Genomic DNA, 19,225 nt, shown 5'->3' with positions numbered 1-19,225 from the left:
TCCGTGATCGTGGGTGGCATGGTCGGCACCGGACTGCGCCTCGGCCTGGATGCGGTCATCCCCCACACCGACGGCTCGTTCCCCGTGTCGACGCTCATCGCAAACGTGGTCGGCGCGTTTCTTCTTGGCCTACTTGTTGCCCGGCTGTGGGAGCGGGCGCCGGTCTGGCTTCGCGCCGGGCTCGGCGTCGGCCTCCTCGGATCGTTCACCACCTTCTCGGCGTTGGCGGTCTCGCTCGTCACGCTTTCCACATCAGCCCAGTGGATGACCGCGGCCCTCTACCTCGCGCTGACCCTGCTGCTCGGCTTCGGTGCCGCTGCCGCTGGCCTCACCGTCGGCCGCGGTCGCGCACGGTGGGCCCCGATCGACGAGGTCAACGAATGAACGGGCATCCCGCGTGATCGTCATCCTCGTCACCATGCTGGCCGGCGCGGCCGGAGCTGTGATCCGCTACCTCGTCGTGCTTGCGTTCGCGGGACGCAGCGCGCTGCCCTGGGCGGTGCTGATCGTGAACGTGGTCGGCTCGGCCGCCGGCGGAGTGATCGTGGGGCTCGCTGCCAGTGGCGGCATGAGTGACGACATCCGGCTCATCCTGCTCACCGGCCTGTGCGGCGGGCTGACGACCTTCAGCACTTTCAGCGTCGAGACGATCCAGCTCGTGCACGAGGGAAAGTGGCGCGTCGCCGCACTAAGTGTGGGCCTGAACCTCGTGCTGGGCGTTGCCGCCGCCGCCGCCGGGTACCTGCTCGCGCGCTGAGGCGCCCCGCCCACTCGCTCCCTCGCTCCCTTGCTCCCTCGCTCCCTCGCTCCCTCGCTCCCAAATGAAGGAGATATGGCATCCGCGGGCGAAGTTTGCTGGCAAAACGTGCCTTCAGCCAGAAATCTCCTTCATTTGGATGCCGCGGCGCGACGGGAGCGCGGCACACGGTCGCGCAGCCACACGGGAGCGCGCGGGACTCGGCGCCCCGCCTGCCACTCCCAAATGAAGGAGATATGGCATCCACCCGCGAAGTTTGCTGGCAAAACGTGCCTTCAGCCAGAAATCTCCTTCATTTGGATGCCGCGGGGGGACAGGGATGCCGCGGCGACACGGGAGCGCGCGGCACACGGTTGCGCGGCCACACGGGAGCGCGCGGGACAGGGTTGCGCGGCGCGACGGGAGGGGCGAGCGCAGCGGGCTATCCGCGCAGCGCCTGCAGCTTGCTGAGGGTGGCGATCACCTGGCGGGCGATCATGCGGCCAGCCCGGTTGGCGCCGATCGTGCTGGCCTGGGGGCCGTAGCCCGCGAAGAACACCCGGGAGTCACCGAGGGCGACGCCCGCCGCCACCGACATCCCGCCCTCCTTCTCGCGCAGCTTCAGGGAGGAAAGGTGCCGGAGTTCGGGCCGGAAACCCGTAGACCAGATGATCGCGTCGGCCTCCTGGAAGCTGCCGTCCGCCCACCTCACACCCCGCGGCTCGATGGCGCTGAACATGGGCCGCGGCTTCAGCAGGCCGCGGTCGATGCCGGCCTGGATGCGTCGGGTGCGCGGCACGCCCGTGCCGCTGACGATGCTCGGCAGAGCACGACCGGCCCGAGCCGCCTCATCCTGCAACTTCACGGCCTCGACGCGCGCCTCGAGGTTGAGGCCGCCGTCTTCGAGGAAGTCGATGGGACGTCGGCTGACCCAGGCGATCTCGGAAGCGACATGTTCGAGTTCGAGGAGGAAGCCGATGGCGGAGGTGCCGCCCCCGACCACGACGACGCGCTCGCCCTCGAATTCTTGAGCCGAGACGTAGTCGTTGGTGTGCACGTGCCTGCCCTCGAAGGAGCGAAGCCCGGGGTACCACGGGACAAAGGGGGCTCCCCAGGTTCCCGTTGCGTTGACGACAGTCTCGGTCGTGACCTGCTGCACGTGATCACCGTCGGCGAGGGTCACGATCAGATCGGCGTTGTGATTCTCGACCGCCGTGACATCCGCTGGCCTGACGACCTGGAAGCCGTAGTGCTCTTCATAGCGCTGGTAATAGTCGGCGACGACATCTTTCGCCGGCGCCTGGCGATCGGCCGTCTCGAAGCTGATCCCGAGCTCGTCGAGCCCGGGAAGATCGTTGATTTTGTGCGCGGAACCGATGCGTAGAGCTTCCCAGCGGAACTGCCAGGCGCCGCCGGTTCCCGGCCCGCGATCGAGAAGAACGAAGTCATTTCCGGGATCGAGCCCGAGGCGCCTGAGGTAGTAGGCGACGGACAATCCGGCCTGACCCGCACCGATGACAACCACGGAGGTATCGGTGTTGGCAGTGGTCACCCGACCACGTTACTCGTCGCAGCGGGGATGGGGCATATCTGCAGCAATGTGGGATGGGTCGCATGCTAAACTGGCGGTTGGTTTTCATCCATCCCTGTTCGCTCGTTCGCCGGCCGCGTTGTTTAGCGCGAAGGCTGGTGCACCGGGACAGACATCTGAGGGGGTCTCGCATGGGACGCGGCCGTCAAAAGGCGAAGCACACGAAGGTCGCACGCGACCTCAAGTACTTCAGCCCGGATACCAACTACGGTGCTCTCGCAAAGGAGCTCGGCACGCCGGGCTCTGCGATCGACCCCAGACTCGAGGAAGACCTCGAGAAGTGGCCAGAGTTCGCAGGCGCTGCACCCGCGGATGATGACGACGACCTCTACGTGGATCGCTACGCGACCGACGAAGACGACGAAGACGAGTCGAAGAGCGCCTAAGCGTTGCGTGCGCCGGCGTCAGCCTGCGTAGGTTCCGGTCAGGCGCACTGCGCCGCCGTTGACACCCTTGGCACCCTGCTCGAAGCCGGTCAGGTCGCGTGCGGTCATACCGACGCGGCCAATCTCCCATGACGGGATGCCGTCAGCCGCCAGCTGGGCAATGACGCCGTCCGCCGCGCCGGGGCTGACCACCGCGATCATGCCGATCCCGAGGTTCCAGGTGCCCTCAGCGCTCTCAAGCGTGGAGCCGGCGAGATCAGACAGCACCCGGAAGACCGGCGGCGGCGACCAGGTTGACCGTTCGACCTCGACCCAGGATCCGACAGGGAGCACCCGGGCGAGGTTGGCGGCGATACCGCCACCGGTGACATGGCTGAGCGCGTGGACTCCCCCGGTGGGCAGCACGCGAAGCAGGGGTGCCGTGTACAGGCGTGTCGGCTCGAGCAGAACCTCACCGACTGTGCCGCCGAGGTCGTCAGACCTGTCCAGGTAGCCGATGTCGCGCGACGCGAGGATGTGCCGCACGAGTGAGAAACCGTTGCTGTGCAGGCCCGAAGATTCCATCGCGATGACGACATCGCCATCCTGCACCAGGTGCGCGCCAAGCTGGGCGTCGGCCTCGACGGCCCCGACAGCTGCGCCGGCGACGTCATAGTCGTCAGGACCCAGAAGCCCGGGATGCTCGGCAGTCTCGCCCCCGACCAACGCAGTTCCGGTGGCAGAGCACGCCCGCGCGATTCCGGCGACGATGTCGGCGATGCGGGAGGGCACCACGCGACCGCACGCGATGTAGTCCGTCATAAAAAGCGGTTGCGCGCCCACGACCACGATGTCGTCGACAACCATGCCCACGAGGTCCTGGCCGATGGTGTCGTGCTTGTCGAGCACCTGCGCGATCGCGACCTTCGTGCCCACCCCGTCGGTGGATGTCGCCAGCAGCGGCCGCTCGAAGCTCTTAAGGAACGACACATCGAAGAGCCCGGCGAAGCCGCCAACCCCACCGAAAACGTTGGGCCCGTGTGTCGCAGACACAGCAGACTTCATCAGCTCGACCGCGAGGTCGCCTGCTGCTGTGTCGACTCCGGCGTCGCGGTAGCTGGAAGTTGAGTCGTCAGTCACGCAACAAGAGTACCCGGCCACCAAGTGCACAGACGGCGGTCACAACACGACCAGGTCATTGGCGTGCGCGAAAACGACGACCTGCAGCCGACTGCGGAGGTTGAGCTTGCGGAGTATGGCCCCGACATGAGTTTTTACCGTCGCATCGCTGACATAGGCGGCCGTCGCGATCTCGGTGTTCGACAGCCCCCGCGCAACCAGGAGAAACACCTCGCGCTCCCGCGGGCTCAGCGCCTCGATGGCCCGCTGTCTCGGCGTGGATGTCGCCGCGGCGACCCCGGCAATGAGAGTGAGGGTGGCCGCGATGTCAGGAATCGCATCCCCAGCATGAACCGTCCGGATGCTCGCCAGCACCTGCTCGGTGGTGGCGTCTTTCGTCAGAAAGGCACTCGCCCCAGCCTCGAAGGCGCGCACGACAACCTCGTCCCGGCGCAGCGTCGTCAACGCGATGACGCGGGGGCGATCGTCGGCCGTTCCGCGGCCGAGCATCTCACGCGTCGCGTCGATGCCGTTGAGCCCGGGCATCCTGAGATCCATCATGACGATGTCTGGCGCGAGGTTAGCGGCCTTGGATAAGGCGTCGCGACCATCGCTGGCGGTGTCGACACACTCCATGTCGTCCTGGGCGTCGATGATCATGGAGATGCCCGAGGCGAAGAGCGGCTGGTCGTCGACGACGAGAACCGAAATGCGCTCACACACCGGCGGGCTCCGGCGTGGCCGCGACAGGTTGAGCGGGGATGAAGGCGGTCACCAAAAATTCATGCCCGTCACGCTCCGCCGTCAGCCAGCCACCAGCGAGTCGTGCCCGCTCCTTCATGCCGACGATGCCTACGCCCGGACTGACGACCGACATTCCCGCATCCCCCACCGACCTCGAGGTGATGAGCAGAGCGAGCCCCCGTCCCTGCCAATCGAGAGTCACCCGGGCCGTAGAAGTCGATCCGCCGTGTTTCAGCGCGTTCGTGAGGCTCTCCTGGACAATACGGAACACAGCAAGTTCGCGTGATGGCGTCAGCTCCCGCGGAATCCCCAGACTCTGCATGGTTGCATCCATGCCGACCTTGCGCATCCGGCTGACCACAGCATCGAGATCGAGAATCACCGGCCTGGTCAGGGTGAGGTCATCATCGTGGATGCTCTCCACCAGGCTGCGCACATCGGTCAGCGCCACCCGCCCCACTGACGCAATGTTCGTCAGCGCCTCGGTTGCAACGTCGGGCCGCTTCCCCTGCAGCGCGAGCGCGCCCTCGGCCTGGGAGAGAATCACCGCCAGTGAGTGCGCGAGGGCGTCGTGAACGTCCCGTGAAATCCTGGCGCGGTCATCGGCGAGTCTCAAATCGAAGTTGGACTTGTGCAGCCTGAACCCGATGGCGCGCTCGCGCAGCCGGCTGCGCCCGGCGACGCCGATCGCCCACATCCCGAAGAAGAAGCCGAACGCGACCAGCACCAGAAATATGAACCCTTCCCAATGTGGGCGGTTAGTCACGTTCGAGGTCGTGCCCACCCATGAGGTCCAGTAACCCTGCTGGCTCGGCAACATCATGCGAGCCGCTAACAAGATCGACGCCAATGCACCCATGGGCAGCACGAACCTGCGAACACGCCCCTCGGCACCGAACGCGACAACGAGCCCGACGATTCCTACCGCCTGATACATCGCCCAGCCATTGGCCGACGGGGGATACAGCACATTGAACAGCTGAAGCGCCGGGATGAGCGTGACGAGCGTCAAGGACACGAGGGGGAAGAATCCCGAGAGGCCGATGGCGATCGTGAACAGAACCATCACGAATGCCCCGCCACCCGTCATGCGTGACGCTTCACCAATTGACCAGAGGGTGAGGTAGACCGATGCCCCCAGGACGGGGATCCATCGGAAGTACGCGGTGACGTTCCTTGAGATGTGCGCCGAAAGATTGCTCATGTCAGCAACGCTAGGTCGTGCATCCACCCCGCACCATCGACGGCCGTCTCTTTCATCCCAAGTGATGACCGCGAACCTGTGGGAGAATAAGACGTACTCGCGCCGGGTACGTCCCCTCTAGCTCGGGAGCCCCGCTTATTCATGTGCGGCATCGTCGGAATCGTGTCATCCCAGCCTGTCAACCAGCAGGTCTACGACGCCCTGCTGCTGCTGCAGCACCGCGGTCAGGACTCCACCGGCATCGCCACTGCTGATGGCAACACCCTGCACATGCAGAAGGCCCGCGGCCAGGTTCGCGAGGCGTACCGCACCAGGGACATGCGCAACCTGCTCGGCACCATGGGCCTCGGCCACGTGCGCTACGCCACCAAGGGCAACGCAGCGGATGAGCAGGAGGCGCAGCCGTTCTACGTCAACGCGCCATACGGCATCACGCTCATCCACAACGGAAACCTCACCAACACGCGTGAGCTGACCAAGCAGCTGTTCCACATCGACCGCCGCCATCTCAACACGTCCAGCGACACCGAGCTGCTCGTGAACGTTCTCGCGAACGAACTGCAGTCGCAGGTGTCTGGCTCCGATCTCGACCCCGACCAGGTGTTCAACGCCATCTCGCGTGTGCACGAGCGCGTCGAGGGTTCGTACGCTGCCATCGCCCTCATCGCGGGTCACGGCCTGCTCGCCTTCCGCGATCCGTTCGGCATCAGGCCGCTGGTGCTCGGGCGCCGTCAGGCCGGTTTCACCGGGGACGAGTGGATCGTGGCATCCGAATCGCTGGTGCTCGAGAGTGCCGGGTACGAGTTCGTGCGCGATATCGCCCCGGGCGAGGCCGTCTTCATCGCGCCGAACGGTGAGATGACGAGCCGGCAGTGCGCGGCAAACCCCACCCTTATTCCGTGCTCGTTCGAGTACGTCTACCTCGCCCGCCCAGACTCGATCATGAACGGAATCTCGGTTTACGAGGCCCGCCTCCGCCTCGGCAACAAGCTCGCAGACACGATCGCGAAGTTCACGCCGATGGGTGACATCGACGTCGTCATGCCGATCCCGGACTCGTCCAGGCCCGCCGCCATGCAGGTCGCGCAGAAGCTCGGGGTCGAATACCGCGAAGGTTTCTACAAGAACCGCTACGTGGGCCGAACCTTCATCATGCCCGGCCAGGCCGAACGCAAGAAGAGCGTGAAGCAGAAGCTGAACGCCATGGGCAGCGAGTTCAAGGGCAAGAACATCCTGATTGTGGATGATTCGATCGTTCGTGGCACGACCTCGAAAGAGATCGTGCAGATGGCACGCGAGGCCGGCGCCAACAAGGTCACGTTCACCTCCGCCGCGCCCCCGGTGCGCTACCCGCACGTGTACGGAATCAACATGCCCTCACGGCAGGAGCTGGTGGCCCATGGCCGCAAGATCCCGGAGATCAACATCGAGCTCGGCAGTGACTACCTGATCTACCAGGAGGTTGCCGACATGCAGGCCGCCATCATCGAGGGGTCCGACGTCTCGGCGCTCGAGATGAGCTGCTTCACCGGCGACTACGTCACAGGCTCCGTCTCATCGGAGTACCTCAACTGGGTCGAGCGCACTCAGCTCAGTTAGCCGGCGGCTCTTCTGAGGGTCCGGGCTCACGCTCGGTGATGAATTCGGCTTCTGCCGACTGCGCGCGCAGCTTCGAGCGACGGTCCACGATCAGGGCGAGGATCGCGCCGAGCAGCACGCCGGCGGTGACCCCGAAGAGCGCGAAGTAGGCGAAAAGCGGCCCGAATCCGACCAGCGGATCGACCGGGAACAGCGCGGTGAGGATGAAGGTCACGATCGCACCGACCCCGCCACCCACGATCAGGAAGGCCGGGATCTTGGGCGCGCGGCGCACGGTCACCCTCTCGGTGCCAGACTCTGGCTCGGGAATCTCGGGGGTTGCGTCGCTCACGCGTCCATTCTCCCTCACCACGCTGGGCGCTGCCGCCGAGACCTCCACTTCTGCTGCCTAGACCGGCTCGGGGCCAGCAGAAGTGGAGATCTCGCGCCACACAATCGGCAGGTAGTCCGTGAGGTCGGCTCTTTGACCGGATGCCGCAACACGGCCGGCACGTACGGCATCTGCCCACGCCAGCGCTCCGGTGGCCAGGGCGAGCCAGGTGGCGGCATCCATCTCTACGACGTTGGGCGGAGTCCCGCGGGTGTGCCGCGGTCCCTGAATGGCCTGCACGGCCCCGAACGGCGGCACCCTGATCTCGACGGTGTTGCCCTCGGCGCTGTCGGCGAGAAGCTGCAGAAGGTAGCGGACGGCGGTGGCTGTGGCATCCCGCGTCGGCGCGTCGAGCAGTGCTGCGGCGACCGCGGCACGGCCGGCGGCGTCGGCTATCCGTTTGGGAGGCATACCCATACGGTACGGGCTGGGTAGTGTTGACCCGTGCGAATTCTGGTTCTCGGCTCCGGTGCGCGCGAGCACGCCATCATCACGTCTCTCCTGCGGGAGAGCCCCGCTCATCACATCACCGCGGCCCCCGGCAATGCCGGCATCGCCGCGGTCGTGCCCGTCGTGGCGCTTGACCCGACGCGTGGCGACATCGTCTCGCAGTACGCGCTCGACAACGACATCGAGCTGGTCGTCATCGGGCCGGAGGCACCGCTCGTGGCGGGCGTCGCCGACAAGCTGCGCCAGCGCGGAATCCCGGTGTTCGGCCCCGGCAAGGCCGCCGCGGCGCTCGAGGGCAGCAAGACCTTCGCCAAGCGGATCATGGATGACGCGGGCGTTCCGACCGGTCGCGCGACCAGGGCGGGATCGCTCGAGGAGGCCATCGCGGCCATCGACGAGTTCGGTGCCCCCTACGTGGTGAAGGCAGACGGCCTGGCCGCCGGCAAGGGCGTGCTGGTCACCCCCAACCGCGACGAAGCCATCGCGCATGCCACCTTCTGGCTCGCGCACGGCAGCGTGCTCGTCGAGGAGTTCCTCTCTGGGCAGGAGGTCTCGCTCTTCCTCCTGAGCGACGGCCACAACGTGCTTCCGCTGTCGCCAGCGCAGGATTACAAGCGCATCTTCGACGGCGACGAGGGGCCAAACACCGGTGGGATGGGCGCATATTCGCCGCTGCCGTGGCTGCCCGAATCCTTCGTGGATGACGTGATCGAGTCAGTAGCGCTGCCCACCATCCGTCTATTGGCCAGCGAAGACACCCCGTTCATCGGGCTGCTCTACTGCGGCCTGATCGTCACCGACGACGGCGTGCGCGTGATCGAGTTCAACGCGCGCTTCGGCGACCCCGAGACGCAGGTCGTGCTGCCGCGACTCATCACCCCGCTCAGCGGGCTGCTGCTGGCAGCGGCGTCGGGCGAACTCGGAACCCTGCCCCGCCCGGAGTTCTCGACGGATGTTGCGGTGACCGTGGTTCTCGCGAGTGAGGGTTACCCCGAGAATCCGATCACCAACCGGCCCATCACCGGCCTTGCCGACGTCGAGAACGTGACCATCGCGCATGCCGCCACCGCTCTCGTCGGCGGCGAATTCGTCGCGACGGGTGGACGCGTGCTCAGCGTCGTCGCGCTCGGAGCGGACTTCGCCGAGGCAAGGGCCCGGGCCTACGCGGCGCTCGACACGATCACTCTCGAGGGCGGCCAGTACCGCACCGACATCGCGTTGCGGGTCGCGCAGTGAGCACCGTCCCCGCCGGCTGGGAGCTGTTCTACTCGGGCAAGGTGCGTGACCTGTACCGCTCTGCCGAGCATGAGGGCCGCGTGCTGATGGTCGCCAGCGATCGCGTGAGTGCGTTCGACCACGTGCTCGAGCCGGGCATCCCGGGCAAGGGTGCCCTGCTGACCAGCCTGAGTCTCTGGTGGTTCGATCAGTTGGAAGTGCCGAATCATCTGGCGCAGGATGGCGCGACCGACCTTCCCGCGAGCGCGATGCTCGTGAAGACCCTCGAGATGTACCCCGTCGAGTGCGTCGTGCGCGGCTACCTGTCTGGCAGCGGCTGGCTCGAATACCAGCAGTCGCAGAGCGTCTGTGGAGTGCCGCTCCCCGCCGGGCTCAGCGATGGCGACCGCCTGCCCGAGCCGATCTACACCCCGGCGTGGAAAGCCCCGCTTGGCGAGCACGACGAGAACATCACTTTCGAGCGCACAGTCGAGCTGGTCGGCGCCGAGGCCGCCGCGGCCCTGCGCGACACGTCGCTGGCGATCTTCACCGCGGCGTCGGCGATCGCCGAGAAGCGCGGCATCATCCTGGCCGACACGAAGTTCGAGTTCGGCGCAGACCCGATGACCGGCGAACTGACCCTCGCCGACGAGGTGCTGACGAGCGACAGCAGCCGCTACTGGGATGCGGCCCTGTACGAGACCGGCGACCGCACGGCGAGCTTCGACAAGCAGATCGTGCGCAACTGGCTTTCGGCGAACTGGGACAAGACCGGCACACCGCCCGAGCTTCCCGCCGAGATCGTGGAGCGCACGGCCGCCCGCTACCGCGAGCTGATCGAACGCCTGACCGGGGCGTGATCGTCCGCGAGGTCGAGTGGGGGCATCCTGACTCCGTCGCGATGCGCAAAGGCCAGCGACTGGACCTGGACCAGCGCTACGGCAGCCCCGATTCCGAGCCGGGCCCGCACCCAACGGCAGCCGATATCACCATGTTCTTCGTCGCGTACGCCGACGACGGTGAGCCCATCGGCAGCGGCGCACTGAGGAAGCTCGACGACGAGCATGCGGAGATCAAGCGGATGTTCGTGCATCCAGCCCACCGCGGATCCGGTGCAGGGCCCGCCATCCTGGCCCGACTGGAACAGTTCGCCCGGGACCGGCAGTGGAAACGCCTCGTGCTCGAGACCGGCCACCGGCAGCCGGATGCCGTGCGGTTCTACGAGCGGGAGGGGTACAGCGGCATCCCGAAGTTCGGCTACTACGTCGACAGCCCGAACTCGCTCTGCTTCGAGAAGGTGCTCTGACGCCGCCAAACCGAACGGCGTCATGCTCCGAATCCTGTAACGATGGCCCGCTGGCCCAGACGGCGGGCCATCGCCATGCGCGCCGCGGAATACCCGCGGCGACAACGTGGTTGTGACGACCATGGTCGAACACACTCTCGCGGCAGACACCGCGATGGGGCCCGTCACCCTCAGCGTCGGCAACCTCGACGCCATGACGGCCTACTACCGTGATGCTGTGGCGCTTGAGGTGCTGGATGCCACCACCGACACCGTCACGCTCGGCCGGGGCGCCACTCCCGTCGTGATCCTGCAGCACTCGCCCGAGCTGAAGCACGCCAGCCCCCGCGACGCCGGGCTCTTCCACACCGCGATCCTCTTCGACACGGAAGAAGCCCTTGCTGCCTCCGTCTACTCCGTCGCGCAAAAATATCCGGCGACCTTCACCGGCAGCTCAGACCATCTCGTCAGCAAAGCGTTCTACTTCACCGATCCCGAGGGCAATGGTGTCGAGCTGTACTGGGACCGCGAGCGCAGCGCCTGGAGCTGGGTACACGGAACCCTCGAGATGGGCACGCTCTACCTCGACCCCAACCTGTTCCTGCAACAGAACCTCACCGAAGCATCCGTCAGCGCGCCGATGATCGGTGGCGCGCAGGTCGGACACGTGCACCTCCAGGTCGGCGATGTTGCGACGGCGCGCGAGTTCTACGTGGGTCGTCTCGGCTTCGACGAGACTGTCGCGATCGGCGACCAGGCGCTGTTCGTCAGCGCCGGCGGCTACCACCACCACATGGCGATGAACACCTGGAACTCGCGTGGCGCCGGCCCGCGGCTTCCAGCCCTCGGGCTCGCGCGGGTGGACATCGAGGTGCCAGCCGCAGACGACCTCGGGACTCTGGCCGAGCGGATGACGCATTTCGGCATCCAGACCAGAGATGACGGTCAGAGCCTGTCGTTCGACGACCCGTGGGCGAATCTCATCAGGGTCGGCGTCGCACCGGCCTAAGCGCGGATTCAGCCGCCGAGGCGCTCGTCGATCTGCTGGATGACCTCCCACGCGCCATCCTCGGAGTTGGAGAGCACGACCACGTCGAGCCCCTCCTCGAGGTAGTGACGCACGATGCCGGAGGCCCCGGGGTTGATGCCGTCCTTGTAGTACGAGCGCACGGTGCCGTCTTCGTTCATGTCGAACTCGAGGCCGAACCCGTACCAGGTGGCCTCGTCATGCTCGACCTGCGGGGAAAGGAACTCGTCGGTGAACTCGCTGTTGAGCAGTTCACCGGAACGCACGGCCCTCAGGAACGTCACGAGGTCGGCGGCCGTTGCCTGCGCGCCGCCGTCCGGCGAGCCGATCGGCGGGTAGCTGTAGATGTTCTGCACCCAGGTGCCGTCGACGAGATCCCAGCCCTCGGCGACCCGGGGAGCTGCGTCGCGGCGGTCGTAGAACCCGGAATCGTCCATCCGGGCCTTCGTGAAGACCTCGTCGAACACGTACTGGCGGAACGGAACGCCCGTGACCTTTTCGAGCGCGAGCCCGGCGAGGATGTATCCGGCGTTGTTGTACCGGCAGTCGACGCCGGGGGCAGCCAGCGGGGGCTTGTTCACGAACTGCGGCAGGAAGTCGCGAGTCTCAAGCACCGAGTAATTGGGGGTTTCGCGCCACAGGTCCGCGTAGTCCTCGCCGGCCTCCTCGTCGGCATCATCCGCGATGCCGCTCGTGTGGGTCAGCAGGTGCAGCAGCGTCACGTCGATGCCGATGCTCGTGCCCTCAAGGTCGACGTAGTGGTGGATCGACGTTTCGAGGTCAAGGTTGCCTTTAGCCACCTGCTGCAGCACTGCGACGCTGGTGAACAGCTTCGTGATCGACGCGGTGTCGAAGCGGGTGTTCAGAGTGTTGTGGATGCCCCAGCGCTGGGTCGCGAGCCCGGTCGCGGCCTCGTAGACCGTGCGATTGCCATCGCGAATCAGCACCACCCCCGAGAAATCCTGGTCGGCGAGAAAGTCATCGAGGCCGGAGGTATCCATGGCACGAGCCTACCCAGTGAGAATGCCCAGCGATTGAGCATGCGTGGCGATCTAGCATGGGGCAATGAATGCTTTCCGCAGGCTGAGCAGGGTCGCGATGCTGCCGGCGGCACCCGTGCTCGTTGCGCAGGGCCGGCGCCTCCGACGGGATACCCCCAGACTTCCGGATGCCGCCCAGCCCTGGCAGGGATCACTCGACGGCCCCGACCCGCTGCGGCTGCTCGTGCTCGGCGACTCCACGGCGGCGGGGGTCGGAGCCGCGACCCAGGACGACGCTCTGCCGGGCAACCTCGCGCGGCTCCTCGCGGAGCGCACCGGACGGGGCGTCCAGTGGACGGCGGCCGGCCGAAACGGCGCAACAACGCGCGACATCGTCACGGACTACCTCGACACTGTGGCAGCCCAGCGGTGGGATGTCGTGTTTCTCACGGTCGGAGCCAACGATGCGCTCGGGCTTCGGCGTCGCGCGAGCTTTGCGCGTGACATCCGGGTCATCCTGAACGCCCTCACCGCGGTCAGCCCGCTCGTGCTGATGTCGTCGCTGCCGGCGTTCTTCAGGTTCGAGCTGTTGCCGAACCCCCTGCGCTTCAACCTGTACCTGCACTCGCGCAGCCTCGAGGATGCGGCGCGATCGGTGGTCGCCACGTTCGACACCGTGCACATGTCGCCGCCTCCGCCGCCGTACACCGACGGCTTCTTCGCGACAGACCTGTTCCATCCGAGCGCGCTCGGGTACCGCGACTGGGCCGACTTCGTGATCGCGGATGCCGCGGCCAACGGTGTGCTGTGATCCTCAGCTCGTTCACCGAGGTCGTCGATCTCGTGCTCCAGGCGCGCGCGGCGACTCCTGCCGCGCGGCGCCTTCTCGTGGGAATCGTCGGACCTCCGGGCGCCGGTAAATCGACCATCGCCGCGGCCATCGTCGAGCGGCTGCCGACGGCGGCGCTGCTTCCGATGGACGGCTTCCACCTGCCCCAGGCCGAGCTGCGCCGGCTCGGCCGCCGAGAGCGGATGGGCGCGCCAGACACCTTCGACGTCGACGGCTTCGTGGCCACCCTCGCCGATGTTCGTAACTCCTGCAATTCGGTTGCGGCACCGGGCTTCGACCGCGGAATCGAGGAGCCGGTTGCGGGCGCGATCACCATTCCGCAGGAGTTATCAACCGTGGTGGTCGATGGCAACTACCTCCTGCTGTGGGAGCGGGCCGCCGAGCTGCTCGACCTGACATTCTTCGTTGAGGTTGAGCACGACACCCGGATCGATCGACTGGTGGAGCGCCACGAGCGGTTTGGCAAGACGTCCGAGCAGGCGAGAGCATGGGCGCTGGGCCCGGATGAAGCGAATGCGACTGTTATCGCGGCCACGGCGGCGAGCGCCGACCACGTCATCCGGCTGTGATCCTCAGACGAAGCGGGCCACGCGCGGACGGATGACGCCAGCGGCGCCCAACACCACGAGTACGAGCACCCCCGCGGCCCACGCAAGCCCGGCGTACCCAATCAGCGCGAGCACCGGGCCGGCCGCACCTCCGCCGACCGCGCCCGCGAGGCTCATGATCGTGTCAGTGCGACCCTGCACCCGCACACGGGTCGCGCCGGTGACCAGGTCGGAGACCAGCGCAGACCCGGCGACGGTTGTCGCGCTCCATCCGAGCCCCAACAGCACGAGGGCCACCGTTACGACGAGGGTGCTTTCCGAACCGAAGCCAATCAGTATCACCGCGGCGCCGAGCATCGCCTGGCCGCCGAGGATGACCGGCAGCCGACCCCACCGGTCGCTCGCCCAGCCGAAGGCGGGCGAGAGTCCGAACATTCCCGCCACGTGCAGGCTGATCGTGAAGCCGATGATCGTGAGACTCGCGCCGTAGTGGGTCAGGTGCACCGGCGTCATCGACATCACGGACACCATCACGGCGTGGCTGATGGCGATCGTCCCAATAGCGAACACGAGCGCCGACCGGCCGCGCACTGCTCCGACCTCCGTGACGGGCGTGGCGAGCAGCGCGCGCTCGCGCGCGAGCAGCAGCGGATCCGGGCGCAGCGCAATGACGTAGAGCAGGGCCGCAGCCAGCTGGGCGACGATCGCGATGACGAATGAGCCCGTATGTTCGGGAAGGTCGAGCGCGTCCTGGATCACCACCCCCGGGCCGAAGAGGTTGGGGCCGACGACAGCGCCAATCGCGGTCGACCAGACCACGAGCGAGAGGTCACGTCCGCGCCGCGTCGGGGCCGCGACATCCGTTGCCGCGAAGCGCGCCTGAAGCCCCACAGCGGTGCCGACCCCGAGCATGGCGAACCCGATGACGAGCAACGGGAAGAAGACCAGCCCGGTGGCCACCACCGTGACGATCGAGCCGCCGGCAGCCGTCGCCGCGCCGAGCGCGAGTGCCGGGCGGCGGCCCATTCGTTGCGCGAGCCTTGCGAGCGGGATCGCCGCGATGGCGGCACCGAGGGTGCTCGCGGTGGCGGCTGCCCCCGAAAATGCCTCGCCAGCCACCTCGTTCGCGATCACAGCGCCGATGGCAATGGTCGCCCCCTGCCCGAGCCCCGCGAGAACCTGACCGGCGACGAGCACTCGTACGATGCGCGATTGGATCGCGGTGTCGGTGCTCATCCCCTCAGTCTGTCGCATCCGGGGTGTGGGCGAATGGCGATGACCGCATGGGTGCCCCTTACGGCTTGCCGCGCAGCGCGCGTCAGTTCGAGGCGGTGGCCCGAGGCTGTTTCAGTCCGACGAAGGGGTCGAGAGCACGCGCGTACTCATCCGATCTTCCGGTCGGCACGACCGTGGCGCCGTATCCGAATTGAATGGTGGCGACCGGCCGATCGAGCTCTTCTGCCTCTCGCACGGCGTCACCCGTCGGGTCAAGCGCGCCGTCCTGAATCAGGAGCGACACCCACTGCACACCGTCGGTCGCAAAACCAGTCCACCGCCAGCACTCCTCGGCGGTGGTCCCGCACCATTCGAGTGGATCGTCGAGCACGAATTCTCCCAGCCCTTCGGCTTGAACGGCCTGGTTCGCCGCATCAAAGACGCGCTGCCATTCGCTTGCCTCCGGAGCACCCTCCGACGACAAGTCACAACAGTTGACGGTCGTGAGCATCGAGCGCCCACCGTAGCCGTTGCCCCCTTGCTCGTGCCAGTTGTCGTCATCGAACCAGCGACCTTCGGGTTCGCTCGAGGTCATCGCATACCCGGAAGCATCGGCAATCGCGGTTCGTAACTGCTTGACGAGGTCGCGAGCCACGGGCTCCAGGTCTGCCTGATCCGGGTGGCCCAGTAGCCTCTCCCCGTCGATTCCCTCATACGCCGGGTAGTCGACCCAATCCACCGTGACCTCGGTACCGGCTTCGTCGATGTACGTGGTCGTCGGCGACGGCTCAAAGCCGAGCGCACTGCACCCGGTGAGCATCACAACAGCAACGGTCACGATCCCCACGGCTTTTCGCATCACCACAGTCTTGCACCGCCGCGTCAGAGTTCGTGAACCGTCGCGAGTAGTCGACTATCCACGCACCCGGTTACGCGACGGGCGCTTCCATGCCTTCAGCGGCATACAGCAGATCCTCGCGCAGATATCGGGCGTACCCGCCGGGCGTCCGCCCGAACTTTCGGCCGGATGTCACGACCTCGCAGTCGTCGCTCGCCACAACGCGGCTCACCGCCTTCAGACGCGCGACGAGGTCGACGTCTTCGTGCTCCGGCAGCGCTTCGTATCCGCCCGCCTCCAAGTAGGTGGATGCCCGCACTCCGAGGTTCGCACCGTGCACGTGGCCATTGGGCTGGCCAGGAACGTGCCGCGCCCGCCACGCCCGCTCCTGTTCGACAGAGAGTTCGTCGAACTCGGGTCGCACGGTACCGATCATCACGTCCACGCCCGAGTTCGCCAGACGCACCTGCTCGCTCAGCCAGTTCGGCGGCACGACGGAATCGGCGTCGGTGTTCGCCATCCACACCCGTCCCGGGTCGCACGCGATCAGCTCCAGCGCCGTCCGAGCCGCAATCCCCCGTGCCGTGCCGACATTGGACGAGTCGATCTCCACGACGACAACTCCGTCGAAACTTCGCGCGATCTCGGCGGTGGCGTCGAGGCATCCATCGGCGGCGACAACCACGGTCACCGGAATGTCAACGTTCGCCCGAGCCGCAAGCACAGATTCGAGGCAACGCGCGATGAGCGCCTCTTCGTCTCGCGCGGGAATCAACACCACGAGCTCAGCTACCTGGGTCACAGCAGTCCCGTCGTCCGGGCAACCGACCGGGGGTCGCGACTGAAGACCTCGAGAATGAAGTCCTCCTCCTCGTGACGCACGATCCGGTGAAGACCGATCCCGTCAATGGCGGCATGCACGTCATCGCCGGTGAGGGGATAGTCGGCGACGGGGTGCCGCCAGTGGCACGCGACGAGGGTGCCGTGGGTCGACAGTGCCGCCCCAATCGACGCGAGGACTGTCGCCAGCCCCGAGGCGCCGAAATAGTATCCGACCTCGGACAACACCACGAGGTCGAATTCTCCGCCCGGGAAGTCACGCGTGACATCCCGCACTTCTACGGTCGCCGCCTCGCCCACCCGCTCGCGAGCGCGCTGGACGGCCGCCGCCGAGACGTCCAAGGCCAGCAGTTCGCGGCAGCGACCGGCGAGAGCCTCGGTCGTGACCCCGATGGATGAGCCGATCTCGAGCGCGGTTCCGTACTCCTGCAGCGGCAGCGATGCGAGCAGAAGCTCCCGCTTCCGTGTTTCGTACCAGCGCGTTGCCAAACCCCACGGGTCGTCGTGACGCTGATAGGTCGCGTCAAAATATTCGGCAGGCAGCGCGCCGTCTTCCACGATGAGGTACTCCTTGTCGCCGGCGAAGTGCTCGAGAAAGTCGGGCAGCAGCACGGGATGCTCGCCGCGCGTCTGCGAGCGGAAGCTGGCGAGGGCGCGCTGCTTCGTGGCATCCACGTCGATGGTCGCCATGGTCTGCCACGGGGTGGCCTCGGCGTCCGGATGCGCCCAGTGCCACATCCAGATCGGGTACTCCGCAAACCTACGACCCCCGACAAGCTCTGCGACGATCTCGCCGACGACACGGTGATCGCGGTGCCCGTCTCCCCGCCAGGGCGCCACGATGAGCGCGTTCCGGGATGAGCCGGCGATGTGCGGGCCGAGCGCCGCGGTGATCTCCGCGATGTTCTCCCGCGTGCCACCATCGGCGAAACCAAACTCGATGACCGTGATGTCCCGGCCACCCGCCGCGAGGATGTCGGTGGCTGCCGCCAACTCCCGGGAGCGTTCTGCCACGATTCCGGGCTCGCCGCTGGCCCCGCCGTCCGTCACCACCACAACGGTGACCGGGATGCCTCGGCGCGAGCAGAGCGCGATCAGGCCGCCAGCCCCCAGGGTCTCGTCGTCGGGGTGGGCGGCCACGACGATCAGCTCATCCACCCCGTGCAGGCTCAGCGACGGGCGGTCACGCATGCGGGAGTCTGCCTCCCAGGTCGCGGTGGGGGTACCGGCCAGGCTCGCGTCGAACATCACCATGGCGCTGGCCCTTCCGCGATGGCGCGGCCGAGTGACTCGTCGTCGCGCTCGGCGTGGTGCTGCCTGACGTAGAGCTGGAGGTCTGCGACCCGCTTCGCATGCGCAGGGTCGAGGGCGAGCGGCGCCGGCCCGAGCGCGTGCCCCGCGCGCACAATGATCTCTTCGCTCGCCCTGGCGACCGTCGCACGAACCCGTTTGGCGAGCAGGCGCCCGTCGGTCGATGGGTACCCCACCAGCTGGGTTGCCTCAAGCAGCGCGCGCCGGCAGGAGTGCAGCAGCTCGTCGATCGCTCCGAGATGCGCCAGCAGAAACGGGTTCGGCTTTGCCACCGCGGCCGCGTGCACGGTGCGGCCGATACCTACCGCGCCGCCGAACCAGCACGCGGCCACCCCAATGCCGCCGAACGCGAACCCCGGGCGGTCGAGGTACCAGCCCGGCTCACCGACGGGGGTGGCGGGCACAGCGGTGAACGTCACGGGTCCACTGGGAATCTCGCGGAGACCCCGCGCCATCCACGTCGACGGCTGCACCTGCACCCCTGGTTGCCTGAGGTCGACCGCGAACAGGTGGCGGCTGCCGGTGCTGGTGGTGGCGGTGACCAGCGCAGAGTCGAGACGATCGGCGAGGGAACACCACTGCTTGGTTCCGGAGAGGGTTCCGTCTGTCGATGCCGTCAGCGGTTCGTCGCCGCCCTCGGCAGCGAACACACCCCAGGTTCCTGGGGCGTCTTCGATCCCGGCCTGAGCCAGAATTCCGATGGCATCGAGATGCGGTTCCATGGCACGCACCGCGCCGAGGTCGTGGGCGGCAACCGTTGCGAAGGCCTCCCAGAGGTCACGGGTGGATGCATCGCCCGGCACCGGCCGCGACGCACCCAGTGCACGCGCGAGTTGCAGCGCGGTTTCCACGTCGGCCGGTCGCTTCATGACGACGGCCGCCGTGAGCGGTCCAGGCGCCACGGGAACAGCAGAAAAGGCAACGTACATGTCATCCAG

22 protein-coding genes are annotated in these 19,225 nt (G+C 67.0%); 10 read left to right on the top strand and 12 right to left on the bottom strand.

The window, feature by feature from the left end; all coding sequences use genetic code 11:
• The first annotated feature begins 3 nt into the window (after positions 1-3).
• Together QMG83_RS01145 and crcB are read left to right on the top strand one after the other, a co-directional pair.
• Complete coding sequence (locus QMG83_RS01145) at positions 4-384, top strand: fluoride efflux transporter FluC (protein WP_283503534.1); 381 nt, start codon at positions 4-6, stop codon at positions 382-384.
• Between the two features lie 13 nt (positions 385-397).
• Positions 398-757 carry a fluoride efflux transporter CrcB gene (gene crcB, locus QMG83_RS01140; protein ID WP_283503533.1) on the top strand — a complete coding sequence of 120 codons (360 nt, stop codon included), beginning with the start codon at positions 398-400 and terminating at the stop codon, positions 755-757.
• A gap of 421 nt (positions 758-1,178) precedes the next feature.
• Here crcB and QMG83_RS01135 read toward each other — a convergent pair whose 3' ends face one another.
• A complete protein-coding gene (locus QMG83_RS01135; RefSeq protein WP_283503532.1) occupies positions 1,179-2,288 on the bottom strand; it encodes an NAD(P)-binding domain-containing protein in 1,110 nt (369 codons plus the stop codon).
• A gap of 170 nt (positions 2,289-2,458) precedes the next feature.
• Between QMG83_RS01135 and QMG83_RS01130 the strand changes: the two genes are divergently transcribed.
• The gene (locus QMG83_RS01130; protein WP_283503531.1) at positions 2,459-2,713 is read left to right on the top strand and encodes a DUF3073 domain-containing protein; all 255 of its coding nucleotides are present in this window, start codon (positions 2,459-2,461) and stop codon (positions 2,711-2,713) included.
• An 18-nt stretch (positions 2,714-2,731) separates the two neighbouring features.
• Here QMG83_RS01130 and purM read toward each other — a convergent pair whose 3' ends face one another.
• Genes purM through QMG83_RS01115 form a run of 3 tightly spaced genes read right to left on the bottom strand, consistent with a single transcriptional unit; the run spans position 2,732 to position 5,759 of the window.
• Complete coding sequence (purM, locus tag QMG83_RS01125; RefSeq protein ID WP_283503530.1) at positions 2,732-3,832, bottom strand: phosphoribosylformylglycinamidine cyclo-ligase; 1,101 nt, start codon at positions 3,830-3,832, stop codon at positions 2,732-2,734.
• Positions 3,833-3,871: 39 nt separating this feature from the next.
• Complete coding sequence (locus tag QMG83_RS01120; RefSeq protein ID WP_283503529.1) at positions 3,872-4,534, bottom strand: response regulator; 663 nt, start codon at positions 4,532-4,534, stop codon at positions 3,872-3,874.
• Positions 4,527-5,759 carry a sensor histidine kinase gene (locus QMG83_RS01115; RefSeq protein ID WP_283503528.1) on the bottom strand — a complete coding sequence of 411 codons (1,233 nt, stop codon included), beginning with the start codon at positions 5,757-5,759 and terminating at the stop codon, positions 4,527-4,529. The genes QMG83_RS01120 and QMG83_RS01115 overlap by 8 nt, the downstream gene beginning before the upstream one ends.
• A gap of 141 nt (positions 5,760-5,900) precedes the next feature.
• On the opposite strand from QMG83_RS01115, the gene purF reads away from it, so the two are divergent.
• Entirely contained in the window at positions 5,901-7,358 is a 1,458-nt protein-coding gene (gene purF / locus QMG83_RS01110; protein WP_283503527.1) for an amidophosphoribosyltransferase, read from the top strand.
• On the opposite strand, the gene QMG83_RS01105 is transcribed toward purF, so the two are convergent.
• The gene (locus QMG83_RS01105; protein WP_283503526.1) at positions 7,351-7,689 is read right to left on the bottom strand and encodes a hypothetical protein; all 339 of its coding nucleotides are present in this window, start codon (positions 7,687-7,689) and stop codon (positions 7,351-7,353) included. The genes purF and QMG83_RS01105 overlap by 8 nt on opposite strands.
• A 57-nt stretch (positions 7,690-7,746) precedes the next feature.
• Positions 7,747-8,139 carry a sterol carrier family protein gene (locus QMG83_RS01100; RefSeq protein ID WP_283503525.1) on the bottom strand — a complete coding sequence of 131 codons (393 nt, stop codon included), beginning with the start codon at positions 8,137-8,139 and terminating at the stop codon, positions 7,747-7,749.
• A gap of 33 nt (positions 8,140-8,172) precedes the next feature.
• Between QMG83_RS01100 and purD the strand changes: the two genes are divergently transcribed.
• The 4 genes from purD (at position 8,173) to QMG83_RS01080 (ending at position 11,687) form a co-directional block, all read left to right on the top strand.
• A complete protein-coding gene (gene purD / locus QMG83_RS01095) occupies positions 8,173-9,414 on the top strand; it encodes a phosphoribosylamine--glycine ligase (RefSeq protein ID WP_283503524.1) in 1,242 nt (413 codons plus the stop codon).
• Positions 9,411-10,253, top strand: a complete 843-nt coding sequence (locus QMG83_RS01090) for a phosphoribosylaminoimidazolesuccinocarboxamide synthase (protein ID WP_283503523.1) — start codon at positions 9,411-9,413, stop codon at positions 10,251-10,253. The genes purD and QMG83_RS01090 overlap by 4 nt, the downstream gene beginning before the upstream one ends.
• A complete protein-coding gene (locus QMG83_RS01085) occupies positions 10,250-10,699 on the top strand; it encodes a GNAT family N-acetyltransferase (RefSeq protein ID WP_283503522.1) in 450 nt (149 codons plus the stop codon). Before QMG83_RS01090 ends, QMG83_RS01085 begins: the two co-directional genes overlap by 4 nt.
• A 121-nt stretch (positions 10,700-10,820) precedes the next feature.
• Complete coding sequence (locus tag QMG83_RS01080) at positions 10,821-11,687, top strand: VOC family protein (protein WP_283503521.1); 867 nt, start codon at positions 10,821-10,823, stop codon at positions 11,685-11,687.
• Positions 11,688-11,695: 8 nt separating this feature from the next.
• Here QMG83_RS01080 and QMG83_RS01075 read toward each other — a convergent pair whose 3' ends face one another.
• Positions 11,696-12,706: a serine hydrolase domain-containing protein gene (locus QMG83_RS01075; RefSeq protein WP_283503520.1), complete on the bottom strand. Its 1,011-nt coding sequence runs from the start codon at positions 12,704-12,706 to the stop codon at positions 11,696-11,698.
• A 64-nt stretch (positions 12,707-12,770) separates the two neighbouring features.
• On the opposite strand from QMG83_RS01075, the gene QMG83_RS01070 reads away from it, so the two are divergent.
• Both QMG83_RS01070 and QMG83_RS01065 read left to right on the top strand, forming a co-directional pair.
• Positions 12,771-13,496, top strand: coding sequence for an SGNH/GDSL hydrolase family protein (locus QMG83_RS01070; RefSeq protein ID WP_283503519.1), 726 nt, complete (start codon positions 12,771-12,773; stop codon positions 13,494-13,496).
• Positions 13,493-14,104: a nucleoside/nucleotide kinase family protein gene (locus QMG83_RS01065; protein WP_283503518.1), complete on the top strand. Its 612-nt coding sequence runs from the start codon at positions 13,493-13,495 to the stop codon at positions 14,102-14,104. Before QMG83_RS01070 ends, QMG83_RS01065 begins: the two co-directional genes overlap by 4 nt.
• A 3-nt stretch (positions 14,105-14,107) precedes the next feature.
• On the opposite strand, the gene QMG83_RS01060 is transcribed toward QMG83_RS01065, so the two are convergent.
• From QMG83_RS01060 to QMG83_RS01040, 5 genes are all read right to left on the bottom strand, one after another.
• Positions 14,108-15,319, bottom strand: coding sequence for an MFS transporter (locus tag QMG83_RS01060; protein ID WP_283503517.1), 1,212 nt, complete (start codon positions 15,317-15,319; stop codon positions 14,108-14,110).
• Positions 15,320-15,401: 82 nt separating this feature from the next.
• Complete coding sequence (locus QMG83_RS01055) at positions 15,402-16,157, bottom strand: hypothetical protein (protein WP_283503516.1); 756 nt, start codon at positions 16,155-16,157, stop codon at positions 15,402-15,404.
• 70 nt (positions 16,158-16,227) lie between these two features.
• Positions 16,228-16,938 (bottom strand): glycosyltransferase family 2 protein, encoded by a 711-nt coding sequence (locus tag QMG83_RS01050; protein WP_283503515.1) that lies wholly within the window; start codon positions 16,936-16,938, stop codon positions 16,228-16,230.
• Complete coding sequence (locus QMG83_RS01045) at positions 16,935-18,230, bottom strand: PIG-L family deacetylase (RefSeq protein ID WP_283503514.1); 1,296 nt, start codon at positions 18,228-18,230, stop codon at positions 16,935-16,937. The genes QMG83_RS01050 and QMG83_RS01045 overlap by 4 nt, the downstream gene beginning before the upstream one ends.
• Positions 18,224-19,216 carry an acyl-CoA dehydrogenase family protein gene (locus QMG83_RS01040; RefSeq protein WP_283503513.1) on the bottom strand — a complete coding sequence of 331 codons (993 nt, stop codon included), beginning with the start codon at positions 19,214-19,216 and terminating at the stop codon, positions 18,224-18,226. The genes QMG83_RS01045 and QMG83_RS01040 overlap by 7 nt, the downstream gene beginning before the upstream one ends.
• Positions 19,217-19,225: the final 9 nt, after the last annotated feature.

Origin of the sequence: Salinibacterium sp. G-O1 (assembly GCF_030063305.1) — a bacterium.
GTDB lineage: Bacteria > Actinomycetota > Actinomycetes > Actinomycetales > Microbacteriaceae > Rhodoglobus.
The sequence above is the reverse complement of the archived record's forward strand: the minus strand, read 5'-3'. Positions and strand labels throughout refer to the sequence as shown.